The sequence below is a fragment of the Bacteroides sp. AM41-16 genome, assembly GCF_003603495.1.
Lineage (GTDB): Bacteria > Bacteroidota > Bacteroidia > Bacteroidales > Bacteroidaceae > Bacteroides > Bacteroides uniformis.
Genome location: NZ_QTNE01000011.1, coordinates 104758 through 122984, shown reverse-complemented (window position 1 = coordinate 122984; position 18227 = coordinate 104758). Strand labels below are relative to the sequence as shown.

At 46.6% G+C, this 18227-nt stretch carries 8 protein-coding genes; 1 reads left to right on the top strand and 7 read right to left on the bottom strand.

Features of this window, described 5'->3' with window-relative positions; all coding sequences use genetic code 11:
* Window position 1 precedes the first annotated feature (1 nt).
* The 4 genes from DW896_RS11745 to DW896_RS11730 form a co-directional block, all read right to left on the bottom strand.
* Window positions 2-1246 carry an AGE family epimerase/isomerase gene (locus DW896_RS11745; RefSeq protein ID WP_035447357.1) on the bottom strand — a complete coding sequence of 415 codons (1245 nt, stop codon included), beginning with the start codon at window positions 1244-1246 and terminating at the stop codon, window positions 2-4.
* 202 nt (window positions 1247-1448) lie between these two features.
* Window positions 1449-3128, bottom strand: coding sequence for a RagB/SusD family nutrient uptake outer membrane protein (locus DW896_RS11740; protein WP_057253926.1), 1680 nt, complete (start codon window positions 3126-3128; stop codon window positions 1449-1451).
* A gap of 24 nt (window positions 3129-3152) precedes the next feature.
* Entirely contained in the window at window positions 3153-6326 is a 3174-nt protein-coding gene (locus tag DW896_RS11735) for a TonB-dependent receptor (RefSeq protein ID WP_211475851.1), read from the bottom strand.
* Between the two features lie 211 nt (window positions 6327-6537).
* The gene (locus DW896_RS11730) at window positions 6538-8913 is read right to left on the bottom strand and encodes a TIM-barrel domain-containing protein (RefSeq protein WP_005830996.1); all 2376 of its coding nucleotides are present in this window, start codon (window positions 8911-8913) and stop codon (window positions 6538-6540) included.
* A 256-nt stretch (window positions 8914-9169) separates the two neighbouring features.
* Between DW896_RS11730 and DW896_RS11725 the strand changes: the two genes are divergently transcribed.
* On the top strand, window positions 9170-13081 hold the full coding sequence (locus tag DW896_RS11725) for a two-component regulator propeller domain-containing protein (RefSeq protein ID WP_009037561.1): 3912 nt from the start codon (window positions 9170-9172) through the stop codon (window positions 13079-13081).
* Window positions 13082-13086: 5 nt separating this feature from the next.
* Here DW896_RS11725 and DW896_RS11720 read toward each other — a convergent pair whose 3' ends face one another.
* From DW896_RS11720 to DW896_RS11710, 3 genes are read right to left on the bottom strand one after another with little or no spacing between them, the layout of a single operon-like run.
* Complete coding sequence (locus DW896_RS11720) at window positions 13087-14817, bottom strand: glycoside hydrolase family 9 protein (protein ID WP_005831000.1); 1731 nt, start codon at window positions 14815-14817, stop codon at window positions 13087-13089.
* Window positions 14818-14857: 40 nt separating this feature from the next.
* Window positions 14858-16732: a hypothetical protein gene (locus tag DW896_RS11715; protein WP_227741077.1), complete on the bottom strand. Its 1875-nt coding sequence runs from the start codon at window positions 16730-16732 to the stop codon at window positions 14858-14860.
* 23 nt (window positions 16733-16755) lie between these two features.
* Entirely contained in the window at window positions 16756-18009 is a 1254-nt protein-coding gene (locus DW896_RS11710; RefSeq protein ID WP_009037559.1) for an AGE family epimerase/isomerase, read from the bottom strand.
* Window positions 18010-18227: the final 218 nt, after the last annotated feature.

The window sequence follows — 18227 nt, the reverse complement described above, 5'->3', positions numbered from 1 at the left end:
ACTATTTTAAACGATTATGTATTTCTACTCCCAAGCGTACCGTATGATATGGGCAACGCCACATACTCACTTTGGGAGTATCCTTCTTGGGTTCTCCATCAAAACAATCACTGTACCATTCACCGTATTCCCGGTCTATCATACAGTCCTTTACGAAAGTCCAAACCGTATCGGCCGATTGCAGATAAACGTCATTCCCGCTGATTTGCCAGGCATTGACACAAGCTATCATCGTTTCAATCTGGCCCCACCATGAGGCATGCCCGGTTGTTCTTCCGCCCTTCTTTTCATACATCATATACCCTTTGTCACTCAGTCCTTCCGCCAAGCAAGCATCCGTCACATCCAGCGCAAGCCGATTCGCCCTATCCATCAGTTGCCGGTCTTCTAACACACGGGCAGCCTCACAAAGCAGCCATCCCGCCTCTACATCATGTCCATAAGAGTCCATCTCAACCAGACTGTTCCATGCATTATCAAAGAACAAATTAAAATGTCTCTTTGAAGAGTCATAAATGCGGTCCATAAACAACTCGGTGCAGAATTCGAGTCTTTTCCTCAGTCCGTCGTCTTTCCAGCACTGATATAAAAGGGTATAAGCCTCCAGCACGTGCAAATGCGCATTCATAGTCTTGGGTGCATTGTTATCATAATTATCCAGTTGTTTCCAATCTTCAGTAAAAGATTCCACATAACCGTCATATTGCGGTTCGCGGCCTTTCTCCTCCAAGGTATGATATAAACCGACAGCCATATCCAGACTCTCGCTGTTACCTGTTGCCAGATAGTGTTCAGCCAGCCCATAGATGGCGTAGGTCATGGCATACGTATATTTGGAAGCATTCAGCACCTCACCGTCAGGATTGACCAGCCAATATACCCCACCATGTTCCTTGTCTATAAATGTATCAATGAAGTAGCGTTGCGATTTATCCGCAAGCTTCAGATAAGCCTCATCCTTAAACGTACGGTATGCGGCAGAAAAACTCCACAGAATCCGGGCATTCAGAACCCCTCCTCTCGGAGCATCCACTACCGGAGTACCATTCCGCAATACAGTTCCATAAAAACCGCCGTCGGGAGCCACTGCATAATCCATCCAAAACGGCAACACGCTGTCTCTGACATTCGTGACAATCTCTGTACGCATGCGTGTCTGCATATCTGTCTCCCCTGAATGCGACCGGCAGCCTGCCAGACAAGACGCAACCAGCAGTGCTATCCAATAAAACATCTTCCTTTCCATAATTATTCTCTAAAACCATCAAACTTTTCCTTGTATAATTCCCCGTTTATCAGAAACTGGTGTTCGTCGTCTCAAGTACTGGTGTTTGTCATGTCAGACACCGGCTTTCATCACGACAGACCCTGACGTCTATCACAACAACTACTGGTGCCTGACATTTCACTCACAAATATTTTATTATTAAGTGTTTATTTATAATTTATCAATATCCCGGATTCTGGTCAGCCTGATTGATGAGCGGGTTGGTCAGAATCTCATTCGTCGGAATCGGGAAGATTTCCTGATAAGCCTCGTGCTCAAAGAAACGGAATGAGTCACCAGTCTGCAGACAAGCCTCTTGTGAAGAGTTGGCTACTGTTTTCGGATATTCGGCGGCAAACCATTCTTTGCACATACCCATACGGCACAAATCATGGTAAAGCGAGAACTCGGCATTGAATTCATGGCGACGCTCTATAATCAGCGCCACCTTCCATACCGGAGAAGTATAGCCTTTGGCTGCTTTATAGCTTGTATAATAGGTCTCTGCATCCGGCACTTCCACCGTCTGGGTATTCAACATGTCGGCGGGTAGGTCAATCATCGTCGCTCCCATCTCCAAATTACCCCAAGCACGGTTACGTATCTGACGTATCATGTTCCATCCGGTAGCGTTGTCACCTGTCTCGAAACAACATTCTGCATAGTCGAGCATGATGCCTGCATAACGCTTCAAAGTCAACGAAATAGGATTGAATACTTTGTTGTTCTCACCTGGCTTGCATCTCCAGTATTTCAAGGAATAAACAGTAGGCATATTTTCGGAACCTTGGAAAAGACCGTCAAAACCACTTGTCACCCCTACAGTCTGCCCGGTAATGGGATGCGTATCCCCTTTGGCAACAGCAGAGTATTGGCGGCGTTTGTCACCCGGTTCAAAGGAACGTACAAACTCCCAAGAAAGACAGAGAGACCCCCAGCCTCCCCATTCGGGTGCCGCACACATATATCCGTACCACATCATGGCATCTGAAGACGAATCGGCTCCCCAGCCCATATATCCTTGTTCATGATACATCACCTCAAATACAGATTCTTTGGTCCAATGTGTATCCCAGGCATGCAGGTTACCGAAGCAGGGCTCCAATGAATAGGTTCCACTGTCCACTATATCCTTTAGTTCCGTCTTGGCTTTCGTAAAGTCTTTCTTCAACATATACAGCTCGGCCAAATAAGCTTTGCAGAACCCCTTGGTTATACGTCCGTATTCACCATTCATGGGTAACCAGTCCAGATGGTCGCGTCCAAAAGACAAATCTTCCTCGATAGCCGCATAAGTCTCATCCACGGATTCCGGACGTGCCTTTCCTACCGAAGTAGTATAGGTTTCACCGGTAAGCAACATCGGTACCCTTCCGAAAAGTTTCGTCAGGTAAAGGTAGTTATAACCGCGGATGGCACGTGCTTGCGCTTCATAAACGGTCTTGGAATTGCTGTCCGCAAATATAGAGGCATCCGCCGTCTCCAGGCCAGCCAGGAAACGGTTTGCACGGTCCACTGCACGATAACTCATCCGCCATGCAGTCTCCAGGGAACCCTTATCGGGTTTCCAGGCATGACGCTGCCATTCCGCATCCCAACCGGAAGCCTGACAGTCCATCGTAGAATGGTTGGCAGCAAATACCTGAGGCTTGAATCCCCATGTTTCGTCATCACCGGAACCGTGCTGGTCCGTATAAAAGGTATCATAAAGTCCGTTCAATCCGGAAAGGACATTCTCCTCCGTTTTAAACATGAAATCTGCCGGAAGAATATCGTAATGATCCACTTCCAAATAATCGTCACAAGACGTTACGGTGCTTAAGGCCAGCACACCGATCAACAGTTTATATAAGTTTTTCATAATCATATTTTTTATCCGTTAGTATTAGAACTGTACACTCAGACCGAAAGTAACCGACATCGGGAACGGATAACGTCCTCCGTCAAATCCCGAATACAATACATTGGAGTCACCAACTTCCGGATCGCCGAACTTATTGTACGAAGAGATGGTACATACATTGTCGACACTGGCAAATACGCGTGCATTTTCCATTTTCACCGGTTTCAGCACATTCTTCGGGAATGTATATCCTATCTGAATATTTGAAATCTTCAGATAATCCCCCTTCTGGATGTAGGCGTCGGACACACGCATGTTCTTATTATAGTCTGTCTTGGTGATACGCGGATATTTGGCGCCGGTATTCGAAGATGACCATGCATTATTGATATATTCCTTCAGTACATTCTGATAACCGCCGTCGGGTGCATAGACTGAGGTCAAGCGGGCCGAAGAATAAGAAAGGATATCCATACCGGCTACACCGTACAAGTTCATCGAGAAATCAAAGTTTTTCCAGGAAGCGGTAAGGTTCATTCCGTAAGTGAACTTGGGATATCCATTGCCTATAACAGTACGGTCGGCATCGGTAATCTGCCCGTCACCATTCAAATCAACAAACTTATAGTCGCCGGGCTGGGTAGTCTTGTCCTGATATACACCACTTTCAACTCCCTTTTCAACCGCCAGCCTATTCATTTCATCAATTTCGGCCTGGGTTCTGAAAATGCCTTCTACCTTCCAGCCATAGTAGGAACCTACAGGATAGCCGTTCTGTGTAATGGAGTGGTTGTCCCAGTTGTCGCCATCTTGTGCTGAACCTGACTTGCTGAATATCGGATCGCCGACTTCAATAGCCTCGTTCTTCAGGGTAGACCCATTCAGTCTTATGCCGATATTCCAATCGCTGAAGCTCTTGTTCCACGCAGCAGTAAACTCGAAACCTGAGTTACGGATATGTCCCGCATTAGTATAGACATTGGAGAAACCGGTGGAAGGACGAATCTGGCGATACAGAAGCAGATCCTTTGCGTCACGGATAAAGTAATCGGCAGAGAAAGAAAGCTCATTGTTCATAAAGGCAAAGTCAATACCGATATTTGTCTGCTCATTGGTTTCCCATTTCAGGTTGGTATCAATTTCTTTCTGCTGGGCAATACCGGCACCGTTAATCACACTCGAACCATTAAAGAACCAGTACATTGCATTTGCCGAAGACAACTGTGCTATGGACAAGTTGGTACCATTGCCCGCATTACCGGTCTGTCCCCATCCGGCACGCAACTTCAAGTTACTGAACAGTTCTAAATCCTTAATGAACTTTTCCTCGGAAAGACGCCAAGCTACAGAAGCGGAAGGGAATGTACCATAACGATTGCCGGCACCAAAGTTCGAAGAACCGTCGCGGCGTACCGTTGCAGTCACAATATAGCGGTCGTTCAAAGTATAAGTCAGACGGCCGAAGTAAGAAAGGAATCTTGTCTTCAAATCCAGCCCACCATCCGTTTGCTTAGACGATGGGTCATTGGTCAATGAAATTTTGCGGATGTTGTCTGCCGGGAAATCGTTGGCACTGGAATTCAGCCAGGCACCGTTCGTATCGCTGGTAGAGAAACCGGCCATTGCACTTACGCGGTGATGCTCATTGGACCAGTCATAGTTCAAGAACGCTTCCAGACCGAGTGAAGTGGACTGGCTCTGGTTCAGCGAGAACGAGTCCTTACGGTCTTGAGTTCCAAAGGTTCTATCATTATAGGCTGTATAGCCATTATAACCTTTTGTATAATAATTATAACTGGCAATAGTCTTGAAAGTCAACCCTTTGTACAAATCGAGTTGTAGGAAAGCACTAGCAAGCATACGGTCCCATTTATTAATACTGTCGGCAGTCTTGGCAGCAGCAACCAGATTGTCAGCTCCCTTGTTCACGTCTCCATTGCCTTCTTTCTTGTAATGTCCCCAAGTACCGTCGGGCAACACAATAGGCATGGAATAGAAAACACCGTCCTCTACATAATCCATGGTTGGAATGGCTTGTGCATAGTTTCTCAGGTTGCCTCCTCCCATCTTTTCCGAATGTGCATAGTTCAAGTTCAAGCCTACATGCAGAAAGTCTTTCACTTTGTGAGTGATATTAGCGCGTGCCGTCAAGCGTTTAAAATTCGACTCAATCACGATACCCTGGTTGTTCAAATAACCCAGAGATAAGTTGGCTTGGGTATTTTCGCTGCCTCCCGAAGCAGAAAGGTTATAGTTCTGCTGTAATGCCGTGCGTGACATTTCATCCTGCCAGTCAATGCTGTTCAGTCTGCCTATGTAATCCTCGCCATATGCCAGATTGGTCATGGCAATACCGTCATTCTTGACGGCGGAACGTACAGCACTTGCAAACAAGCCCGCATCAGCCACATCAATCTTATTCGAATTGAACTGGAGGGCATAGTTGGCCGAAAAGTTCACCTTTGCCTTCCCCTTACCACCGTTCTTGGTAGTAATCATAATGACGCCATTGGCACCGCGAGTACCATAGATTGCCGTAGCCGAAGCATCCTTCAGAATTTCGATGGACTCTACATCATTAGGATTCAAGAAATCGATGGAAGTTCCTACCTGCACACCGTCCACTACATAGAGTGGGTCGGCAGAACCATTCACGGTTGCCACACCGCGGATACGGATGGAGAAACCTCCTTCCGGGTCACCGGAAGAACGGATGACAGATACACCTGCCGCAGCTCCCTGCAAACCTTGTCCCAAGTTCACCGGATTCCGCTTCATCATTTCCTCCGCATTCACGGAAGCCACAGAACCGGTGAGGTCGGATTTCTTCATCGTACCGTAGCCCACAACAACTACCTCATCCAAGGTTTCGGTATCCTCCTTTAAAGTAATTTTCAGAGCATTCATATTCCCGGTTACTTTGACCGTTCGCGCCAGATAACCGATGTAACTGGTCTTCAGCGTAGAACCTACGGGACACTGCAAGGAGAAGTTACCGTCCAAATCGGTAATCATACCGTTTGTCGTACCTTCCACAATGACATTGGCACCGATGATGGGCTCGCCTTTCTCATCCACCACTTGGCCCTTCACAGTAACTACACTCTGCTGTACGACAGTGACACCTGCAAACGGCTGTACGCTTGTTGCAAAGAGAGGTCCGGCACATGCCAGCGATACTGACATGATACCCAAATACTTCATCACATTTCTCATAAATACTAAATACTTAGGTTTAACAAATACCCCGGTCATAAGCACATCGGGAAAAAGATATGCGACACAATTTTGTGCCACTATAGAGGCACTGCCGTGCCATTGGGAAGGCACATCTGTGCCACCATAGTGGCACAGATTTCGGTAACTATATCCCTTTCTCTTCCATACCGACAGGGGTGAATTCAATATAGATTTTCAAAGATTAAGTTCAGAAACTCAGGGAAGTGCCTTCAATCTGGTTCAACAGTTGCGGTTTGGCCTTTCCACAATCCACTTTCACAACCTGAATACGGTTGTCGGCAGGTAGACAAACCAATCCTTCTGCCTGCTTCTTGTCAGCACTGTATACCTTCAGGCTCATTTTGCTCCAATCCATCTCAGCAGTGGACTGCGCCAACTTCAGATGAGGAAGTACCGAACCGTCACGTACCAGCATGATTATCGGCAGACTGCCTGCTTCAATCCGGTGCCATCCGCCTTCGTAGACTTTCTCTGTCTGGTAGTCTATCCATTTTCCTTCGGGAAGGTAAACTGTGCGGCCCGTCATACCGGATTCAAGCAAGGGGGCAACCAGAATCTGCGAACCGAAGAGATACTCGTCATCCACTTTCCATGCTCCCGGATCATCGGGGAATTCTACAAACAAGGCTCTTAGCATCGGTAAGCCCTTTTCTGTACATTCCTTAGCCTGAGCATACACATAAGGCATCAGACGGTACTTCATCTCCGCACTCTTGCGGAAGACATCCTGCACACGCTTGCTGTCGTACAACCACGGCTCTGTCGGAGGTGCCCCATGCGCGCGGGTATGGGAAGTAAGAAAACCGAACGGTATCCAGCGGCAATACAAGTCCTCCGGAGTGGATTTTACAAAGCCGCCCATATCATGGCTCCAGAAGGAGAAACCGGACAAGCCGAAGGACAAGCCTGCACGAAGCGTACCCAGCAGACCCGTGTTCGTAGTTGCAGCATCACCGCCCCAATGCAATGGATAACGCTGGGAACCAGCCCATGCGGCACGTGCCCACATTATATTCTCGTTGTGCAACTTCTTGGTTATCTCGGACACTGCCATATCATAACGCACCGGATAGAGGTTATGCTCATACCATCCGCTCTTGCCGGAAGCGTAAATACCATTCAGTGGAGCAGCCTCGCCAAAGTCTACTTTAATGGCACTGACACCGATATTCAGCAATCCCGCCAGTTTGTCCTGATACCACTTTACTGTTTCCGGATTGGAAAAATCAAGCACCACATCTTCGTAGGGAAGTTCACCATTTCCATTTTTCACATACATGTCTTTCTCTATCAGTTCAGAGAAATAACGGTTTTTAGGAGTGAAATAAGGCAACTGCCACAAACATACATGGAAACCTTGAGACCTCAAATCCTTCAACATCTGCTGTGGATTCTGGAAACGGTTCTCGGAGAATTTATAGTCACACTGCCAGTCCACATCAAACCAGCCGGTATCGAAATGGATAACATCGCACGGATACTTGTTCTTACGGATATTGGCCGCTACATCATAACCTTCCTTTTCACTGAAATAGGTAATACGGCTCATCCACGTACCGAAAGACCACAAGGGGGGCATGCCCGGCTTTCCTACCAAATCGGTGTACTCGTCCAGAATATCTTTCGGCTCGCCGAAGAAAACGAACAAATCCAGGTTCTCGTCACCCATGAACATTTTGTTCAGCCCAATATAGGTAGCACCAAAATCACAAGTCACGGGAGCGGATGTATGCATAAACATACCATATCCCCGGTTACTCATAAAGAAAGGAATCGGTTTGTACATCTGGTCCGTCTCAGGCCCTTGTGGGTCTGTAACGAACAAGTTCACCTTCTGTCCGGCCTTGTTCAGCCCAGTGGCAGACTCTCCGCAACCAAAAATCATTTCATCTGCAGTCAAGGTAAATACCGGATTGATGCGGCGAGCATTGTCGCTTCCCCGCTTCACAAAACAGAACGGCGTATATTTTACCTGCGTAGAGTCCGCGTCGCTCAAAGCGGCAGTCTGGCTCAAGATACGTCCGGCTTTATCCTTCAAGACGATTCTCCAAGGATTCTTGTTAATCTGAATGGTTCCATAGTCGCTGGAATAGATAATCTTGTCATTCGTCTCGGTAACTTTCCAGCTTCCATCCCTGCCCGGTTCCTTTGCCAACATGATGGAAGCGGCAGGTTTGGGTTCCACCGGGGTCGTTAGCATACGGATACGTACCGTACGCGGAGTTACAAAGTCAATCTTGAATTTGAGGTTAGGGTCATTTTCATAGGCAGTGAAGGGGAAATCGAGCATTCTCATTTTACGGGGCTGTGCACCGTTGGTATTGAAGGCTTGGCGGGGCATCAGATGCCCGCGTTTCCAATTCACCAGCCCTTCACCCGACTTGGCATCGAATGACTCCAGGTGATCTGCAAAAAACAAGGTATTACTCAAGTCACGGAAATCGGTACTCATGTCCAGAGGTTGGTTCATCAAATACGAAGTACCGTCATTGACATGTGGCTGTGCCAACAGATTGCCACCGGCAAACAACAGCATCGCCACTGCTAAAAGTTCTTTCTTCATACTATTAGGATTTAAATGATCTCGCCTGCAAATGTATTTTTCTTAAAGGAAACACAGATGCCTTAAAAATGTCTTTTAATATCCGGTTTTGTTTCATAGAACCCATATAGGGCCATTGGAAACAAAATGCATACTATTTTTCACCAAACGGAGGATATCATCCCACACGAATACGCAAATCTTTCCTTGCTCGTTCGAAGGATTATATTTAAGTTTGCAGTTACAATATTGTTAATCCTTCTAATAAAGAAAATACATGAAACAACTGCTCCTATTCCTTATATGCAACCTGGCCTTCCTCCTTACTGTTCAAGGTAACTCAGCGGAAATCCCGCCGGCTGTCATGTTCAAGCAGCTCTCTACAACAGAAGGACTCTCCAACAACAGTGTCCGAAGCATCTACAGAGACAATAGGGGATTCCTCTGGGTGGGGACAGAATCAGGACTCAACAAATACGACGGCTACTCCTTCCAGCAGTATTACCAGAACAACTCCGACCTGCCGGACGATGCCATCAGCGAAATTTTCGAAGGACCGGACGACAATGTATGGATAAGGACTTCCAGCGGCTACAGTATCTATAATTATAAGACCGGTAAATTCGACAATGACTATAAACCCATACTCGATGGGCTGCAAATCCCCAGTAAAAACATTCTGAGGATGGGAAAAACATCCAAGAATGAGTTTTGGGCCTACGACTATTCCAAACTTTACATACGAAGCATGGACAACAGCTCCATCAAAGCCTATCCACTGGCAGTTGAAAAGATTTCAAACCTCTATATAGGTGTCCAGTTCATTTATATAATGTACTCCAACGGTACCCTATACAGTATCAGCAAGCAGACTTCCGAAGTCAAGGAAATAGCCATTCCCACCATCTATAGACCTTTGCTGGAGAATCATGAGCCACACATTTACATAGACCAAAACGAAAGCCTATGGGTATACACCTTCCAAAACAGCCTACTTTTGCACAAGAACAGTTTTACACAGCAATGGGAGGACATCAGCCTGAACAATAACACTCACATACAGTACAATCGCGTGCAACGCATCCTCGACCTGGGAGACGGCAACGTATGGATACTTACCAGCCATATGGGGCTGTTCGTTTACAACACCCTGACCAAATCGCTTACCAACTTGGTGCACAATCCATTGAAACCGCACACCATTGCCAGCAACAATCTGAATACCATTTACCGGGACAAAGACGGAACCATATACATAGGGAATTTCAAACACGGTATTTCCTATTATAGCCCCATGTCCCAAATCATACTATGCAACAAATCCCTGGAATATGATGATATCCTGACCTTCTGCGAAGACACCAGCCAGGAATACATTTACTACGGAACAGACGGTACGGGACTAATCCGACGTTCACTAGTGACCGATTCATACGAAAAGATAGCAACTCCCGCCAATATTGTAGTCGACTTATCCATCGACTCCAAAAACCGCCTATGGATAGGCACCTTCCAGAAAGGACTGCTATGCTACTCGAAAGGGCAAATCAAACAATACACAGTAAGTAACAGCCAGCTTCTCGAGAACAATGTGTATACAGTAAAGGTAGACAAACACGGATACATCTGGATAGGTACCATGAAAGGATACATACAGAGGTTAAATCCGGAAACCGAGCAGTTTGACACCATCTTGTACCGTCCGGGAGAATTCTTTGTCCGAGATATGTACTATGATAAAGACAGTACCCTTTACGTAGCGACCAAAGGAGGACTCATTATCATCGATACGGAAACCCAAGCCTATAATATCTACGCCGAAGCCGGCCGCTTCAAGGAGAACAATATGCTCACTGTCTATAAGGACAGCCGGGACCTTCTTTGGATAGGACATCCACACGGACTGAGTATATGGAACCAGAAGAACGACTCCATCTACTTCCTTGACCAGAAAAACGGACTTGCCGCCAACCTCGTCAGAGCCGTCACGGAAGACAACAACAACCAGATGTGGATTGGTACCGGCAACGGCATCTCACGAATCAAAATAACAAACGGTACATACGCCATCGTGAACTACTCCGTAAGCGACGGACTGATATGCAACGATACCAATGTCCACGCCATCCTCAAGCTACAGAACGGCAATATACTGATAGGCACGCCACAAGGTTACCAGACTATCATTCCACAAGACATCCTGACCACAAGTTATGATGCCAATATTTACCTTACCGGTATTGAGCTCAAATCCGGAATGACCCATCCGGACATCCTGAACGGCAGCTCACTTGAATGTGCACAACATCTTTCCTTCACTGAAAAGGAAAATTCATTCACTCTGTCCTTCTCTGCCCTCGACCTGGTGGAAACGGATAAGATAAAATATGCCTATAAGATTCATTCCAACTGGATTTATGCTGAAAACAACAAAGTAAACCTATCCATGCTGACTGCCGGAAACTATACTTTATCCGTCAAGGCATGCAACTCACAAGGCATATGGAGCCCCAACGTCAAGGAACTGAAAATAAAGATACTCCCTCCTTGGTGGCGCACTTGGTGGGCTTATACCATATATAGCGGTATCGTTTTGTGCATCCTTCTGTCCATTATCCGCAATCTGCGCTTACGCCAAAAGCAGAAACAAATCATGCAGGCCATCGAGGTGGAAAATGAAAGGCAGCAGAAAATCAACAATATGAAACTGCAGTTCTTTGCCAACATAAGTCACGAACTGCGGACCCCCTTGTCACTTATCATCAATCCGCTTGAAGAGTTTTTCGTAGACCATCCCGAATATCGTAAAGGCATTCTGGATATGGTCAAACAAAATGCCGACTATCTGCTGGAACTGATTAACCAACTGCTGGATTTCAGAAAGCTGGATGCCAAGGCTGAAACCCTGAAATGCAAACATGACAACATCCTTATCATTCTGAGTGAAATATTCCACTCTTTCGATCCGATAGCACAGAAACGGAACATCAGCTATAGCCTTACCGCTCCACAACATTCTGTATTCATGGATTTCGACTATGACAAGATACGCAAGATATGCACAAATATCCTGTCAAATGCATTCAAGTTCACTCCCAATAAAGGAAGCATCTCACTGGATATTGCCGTAAGAGGCACAAATCTGGAACTGACCTTTACCGACACCGGTTGCGGCATAGAGGATGAAGCCAAGGAGAAAATATTCCAAAGATTCTATCAGTCGGGCAAAAACCAGTCGAACAACGGAGGCAGCGGCATTGGACTGCACATTGTTTCCGAATACGTAAAGATGCATCAGGGTACTGTCTGTGTCAGGGATAACCAGCCTTGTGGTTCTGTATTCCTGATTGCCCTACCCCTACACCAGAACAGTAATGAAACCAAAAACGGAGAACCGGTCGAAGGACCGGAAATAAAAGAAGAATCCCATCCATTCACCATACTACTCGTAGATGACAACTACGACTTCTTGAAATTTCTCTCTGAAAGTCTTGCCAGGCAGTATCATGTATTAAAAGCCACAAACGGAAAACATGCACTGAATGTACTGGAAAAGGAAGATATTGATTTAGTGGTCAGTGACATCATGATGCCCGAGATGGATGGTCTGGAACTATGTTCAACCATCAAGAATGACATACGCTACTCCCATATCCCCATTATCCTCCTGACAGCTAAGGCAAGTGAAGAACACCAATTGGAAGGGCTTAGCGTTGGCGCAGACGACTATATCACCAAGCCTTTCAATATGGAAGTCCTCAAGCTGCGCATCAACAAGATTATCGAGATGAACGTCAAACGTCAGGAAATATTCAATCAGGACATTAAAATCGAGCCAAGCCGTATCACCATCACTCCCCTTGACCAGCAGCTGGTGGAAAAAGCCATCCAGATTGTAGAGGACAATATCAGCGAAACCGAGTTTTCCGTCGAGGAGCTTGCCAGCAGCCTGAATATATCACGCAGCTATTTCTACAAGAAAATGATTAAGATAACGGGAAAGAAACCCATCGAATTCATCAGGACCATCCGTATGAAACGTGCACAACAACTCTTGACAGAAAGCCAGATGCAAGTTTCGGAAATTGCATATACCTTGGGGTATAACTCCCCCAAGATATTCTCCAAACATTTTAAAGAAGAGTTCAACATCAGCCCATCCGAATTTATAAGGCAGCAGGCTGAATAGAAACATTATTTTGACATCAAAGCATCCAACGAAGACACCAACGCCACCAAAGCAGCACTCCAATTAATGGCTATTTCATTGGAAGCATACGAACCTTCCACATCTGCATAAGACTCATCCGGCAGATTGGAAGGATAGGGTACACCGTCTTGTTGGCCAGGATTGGGACCGCCAACAAGGAAACCGGGAAGAGGTGCCTCTATATCATCCGATGCAGAAAGACGATGGTGCGGATACAGAGGACTTTTCATCCCGAAACCGGTGACATAACAATATCCCGTGGCATTCTTTCCTAAAATGTAGTCCATATTGCGGTAGGCGTTCGTCAGGTACGACTTCTCACCCGTAAGCAAATAGGCGCAAACCAGTGAAGTGGCTTGGTTAGCACACCCTTCGGCAAGGCATCCCCAAAAGAAATCTTTGGCATCGTTGCCGTAAGGAGCGTGGAAAGGAGAGCGGTCAGCACCCCGCACAGCCTCGGCAGCATAGTCCAGTAGCAGGTCTTTCATGGCATTTGCCAACTCCACGTCTTCACCCTGATATTCCCTGCCCGGTTGCAGCCAGGCAAACACGCCCAACGCAGTGGTATTGCCCCAAGAAGGAGTCTTATATGCAGTGGGCAGATGCTTCTTCACTTGTTCCCGGTAAACGGGCTTTCCCGTAGCAAGATAGAGCTCGGAAGCCGCCCAGAAGAATTCGTCATCGGCACTACGATCACCGTAAGCTCCCGTAACCACGGCAGGTTGATATTGCTTGTTGAGGAGGTCCTGATGATAGAGCGCTTGCGGATGCGCTTCTGCCCAGGCGTAAGCACGTTCGGCAGCCTGCAAAGCCACTTCCGAAAAGCCAGGATAATCCTCTTCGTAAGGAGCAAACAACACGGAAGCTTGCGCTAAAGCCGCAGCATAGTCCAATGCCGCCGTTACTGATTTCTGAACTACATAACGGGGCTGCTTACACTCCGTAGGCTTGATAAATCCCTCGAACGAAGGGGTAGTCAGCTTGTGGTAGACTCCTCCGTCGGCAGGGTCTTGCATGGTCAGCATCCATTTCAGGTTATAGTACATCTCGTCCAGCAAATCGGGCGTGTGGTTTCCGCTTTCCGGGATGTTCACCCGTTGACGGATAAAATAGTCAGGAAAGCGGGCATAAATCGCCTGCATCAATCCGATGGAATAAGCGGAGTTCACAATGTACTTGTTATAATCTCCGGCATCATACCATCCTCCCGGAGAAGAAATCACCGCTCCCGCCTTACGTTCCGGCCCGGCAGCATTGGGATGTACCAGCACCTTGTCATCTGGATGGCCTGCCGGACGGCTCCACCGACCCGCATAAGTCGCTTCGATGGGCATACCCGTACGTTGGTAATAGAAAGATTTCAAAGCGGCATCGGCCAAAGGGGACAGCACCTTTTCCTTTACTTCGAATGCCACTGAATCGCCGTTAACCAACAGAAGATATCTTCCCGGTACCGTGATGTCACTGAAATCCAATATTGTCCTGCTCCTATCCGACCAAGCGGATGAAGCGGTATATCCGGGTTTGCCGGAAAGTAGCCGATTGCCCGTGGCTGCATCTACTATGGTAAATTCACGTACCTCACCGGCATTCACCACAGCTACTTTTTCCTGCTGGGGATAATACCCTAACTGATTCAAACGTACAGTTTCTGAAGGATGCCCTAAAGTGGCCATTCCTCCCAGAACTGTAAACAGACATGTAGTTATATTCATATCACTATTCTTTATATATTAATATTATTCCATTTCAAAATTATTTATCCGACAATAAGGTAATGAAACTGATAGCCGGCAAGTGTACCCGTACCAGTCCATTCTCCACCTTCACTGCAGTTTCCTTCATGCAGTCCTTTGTATTGGTCACATAGACTTTCAGTTCCTTCACTTCTGCAGGGATACCGGAGATGACAGCCTCGCAATCCGCCCCATTATTGACCATATGGACGGCATATTCTCCGCGCACCATATTTCCGAAAGCCGCACAGTTTACATTTTTCTTGCTGCTACTGACTGGAATAGCCAAGGCATCGGCCGGAGTGGAGGCCAGCTGCTTAATGTTCCAGAAACGTTGTGTAGGACGCAAAGGACCTTTGGAGCCATAAATGCCGTCTCCCCACAACAACGAATAGTCTGAAGTGAGCTGCCACTGCAAGATGGACAATGGTTGGCAAATCGCACAAATACGTGTATACAGATTGATTTCATAAAGTGCAAACGTCGACTCATTGAATATCTCGGCATAACCATGAGCAGCGGCATCCGTACTACCCTCACCAACCAAGAGTAGTACATTAATCTCTTTGGCAGCACCCGCCCACTTCCTTAACGTAACATCATCACAACCACGCCATGAATGGAAAGAAACTGCACCAATATACTTATGAGTCTCAGGATTGTTCAAAGCAGGAAGGATAAAATCGAAAGTAGTGGCATCCGAATTGTCGCCAAGCAGCATGCGGGTAGGAAGATTCAACCCTGCCAGATAAGCACCGAACTCCTTAATGAAATCTGCATGCTCCTGCGGAGTGTGGAGGACATCAATACCCAAATCCGATTCATTGAACGAGAACATGGAGAACTCAATACCATAATACCGTTTGGCATACAACAGATAATCTGCCATGGATTTATAAATCTTCTCCTTTTTCCGGTTATCCAGACGATAAGCAATGACACCACCTTGACGGGCATAACTTGCAGGACCTCCGTCAATGGCCCATGCAGGCGGAAACCAACAGCTTAGTATTACCGGCATTCCCATCGCCTTCAAGCGCTTTGCCATGAGGAGACTTTCCTCCACCCGCTTGTTCAGTCCCCCATTCTGTGCCACGGCAATAGGATCGGATTCTTCTTCGGGTTGCCACAATCTCCACGGAAATTCCACACGGCCATAAGCTACGCGCAAGTTTTCCAGACAGTAATCTATCACTTTAGGGTCGGCAGCAGGATTCTGCAGGCGGAAATTCCCTCCAAAGCCTGCAAACAAACTTCCCGGATTCTGCATATCCAATGTAATTTCCGCGTCACTGTGATCTATCACTCCGGAAGCATGCAGTTCCATAGACAATGCTGTTCTCCCAGCCTTTTTCAGAATCGGCATTAGCGAGATATACACAACAGTACCGGTAGACTCTTTTTCAACCGTGGCCTTTACAGACTTATTGAACTTGAATTCCAACTTCCTATTGGCCGAAGTAACGGTCAGCTTCCTGCCACTTGTCCTTACTTTGGCATCAACGTAGTTTTCCGGACTTAAAGCAATACAGTAATAGGCTGTCTGGTTCAAAGTAGTGTCCGACAGCGCATCAATAGAAATCTCCACCAAGCCTTTTCCCTTATCAGTCACTTTCTGATGGAACTTTACACCTCGTAGAGTAGTCGTCACTTCCTGCATATCCCCCTCACGATGGAAAACGGGACGGACCTGCTTCTCCTTTCCAGTAATCTCCATATCTCCTTTCAAGGTTCCGACACGCAGGGATGACTCAAAGTCTATCAATTCACCGTCTACACGGACACCCGTGATATTGCTCCATGCCATCACTTCCGTCTGGGCAGAAAGCGGCAGAGATAATATACCACACAGCAATACAACTATTCCAAACTGGAAAATTCGTAAATTCTTCATAATATCAAATCTATAAAAGGTTGTCATTTCAGTCTGGTATCAATCTCAAACCCCATACGGCTGTTATGATAGGGACAATTCCACATACTTGCTTTAGGCTCCTTGTAGCGGGGAGTTCCATCTTCCAGCACCGTTCTGAACCATTCACCATACTCCTTGTCTATCATCCGTGATTTGATGAAGTTCCAAGTGCGGACGGCACTGTCCAAATAAGATTGTTCACCAGTCAGTTGCCAGGCATTGATACAACCGACCACAGTTTCCGCCTGGCACCACCAGGAAGCATCCTTCCTGATTTTGTCCTTATGCCGTTCGTACATCATGGCGCCCATCGGGTTGATGCCCTCTTTCAAGGAGGCGTCTGCAAGTTCCAATGCTACCTTCCTGCACCTCCCGATAACCTCCGGGTCACCCAGAGCCTCTGCAGCTTCCGTCAGCAACCAGGAAGTTTCGATGTCATGCCCGTAAGAGTCGATGTCATCCAGATTGTTCCAATTCGAATCACAGTACAATATCAGGTGATGTGTTTGTGGATTGTAGAGCTTGGTTATTATCAAATCTATTACTTTTGTAAGACGTTCGCGTAGGCCATTATCCTTCCATACTTTATATAAAGCTGTGTATGCCTCCAATACGTGGATATGGGTATTCATTGTTTTGGTGGCAACGCCATCTCCATCATATCCCAGCTTTTGGGGAACTCCCCATTCGCGGGTGAAAGATTCTATATAACCATCGTTTACGGGGTCTTTGATTCTGCTCTCCATGGTCCGGTAAAGTTCTATGGCTTTTTGCAGGCTTTCATTGTTGCCCGTTGCTCTAAAATGTTCGGACAAACCGTAGATAGCATAAGAGCAGCCGTAAGTCTGCTTGTTCGTATCCAATGGGGTACCGTCCGCTTTTATCAGCCAATATACGCCTCCATACTGCGAATCAATGAAGTGGTCTATGAAATACCGTTGCGCCCTGTCAGCCAATTTACGGTAGGCAGTATCGCCATACATCCGGTAGGCGGTTGAAAAAGTCCAAAGGATGCGGGCATTCAGTACACCACCTTTGGGAGTATCCGCTATCGGGGCACCGTCACGTCCCAATGAACCATAAAAGCCTCCGGAAGGGTCTACGCTGTATCTTTCCCAAAAAGAGAGGATATTCTCTTTCAAGTCCGAGGTTATTTCATCTTTTAAAACCTTGTCTACGTGTGACTGTGCTTGCAGGAAAGGTGTAACCAGCAACCATACTGTAATCAGCAAAAAAACGGAAAACATACGTTTCATAATATAGCGATTTAAGGAATTAATCATAGTTACATTGCAAATGTACAAAAAAACAAGTTGCCACTACTCACTACCATCCTTTTTCAATGGATACAATTGGTTCCGATAAAGGCTGTTTTTGGGTACTGAGTCCTTGTTTTACCAGACATCAGCTTTTATTAGCTCAAACGTTGGTATCTGGCAGTTCAAACACCATTGTATGACAAATATAACAATGA

What these genes read in the sequence shown, in the direction of transcription:
- DW896_RS11745 (WP_035447357.1), bottom strand. Translation starts at nt 1,246, where the DNA reads ATGGAAAGGAAGATGTTTTATTGGATAGCACTGCTGGTTGCGTCTTGT.
- DW896_RS11740 (WP_057253926.1), bottom strand. Translation starts at nt 3,128, where the DNA reads ATGAAAAACTTATATAAACTGTTGATCGGTGTGCTGGCCTTAAGCACC.
- DW896_RS11735 (WP_211475851.1), bottom strand. Translation starts at nt 6,326, where the DNA reads ATGAGAAATGTGATGAAGTATTTGGGTATCATGTCAGTATCGCTGGCA.
- DW896_RS11730 (WP_005830996.1), bottom strand. Translation starts at nt 8,913, where the DNA reads ATGAAGAAAGAACTTTTAGCAGTGGCGATGCTGTTGTTTGCCGGTGGC.
- DW896_RS11725 (WP_009037561.1), top strand. Translation starts at nt 9,170, where the DNA reads ATGAAACAACTGCTCCTATTCCTTATATGCAACCTGGCCTTCCTCCTT.
- DW896_RS11720 (WP_005831000.1), bottom strand. Translation starts at nt 14,817, where the DNA reads ATGAATATAACTACATGTCTGTTTACAGTTCTGGGAGGAATGGCCACT.
- DW896_RS11715 (WP_227741077.1), bottom strand. Translation starts at nt 16,732, where the DNA reads ATGAAGAATTTACGAATTTTCCAGTTTGGAATAGTTGTATTGCTGTGT.
- DW896_RS11710 (WP_009037559.1), bottom strand. Translation starts at nt 18,009, where the DNA reads ATGAAACGTATGTTTTCCGTTTTTTTGCTGATTACAGTATGGTTGCTG.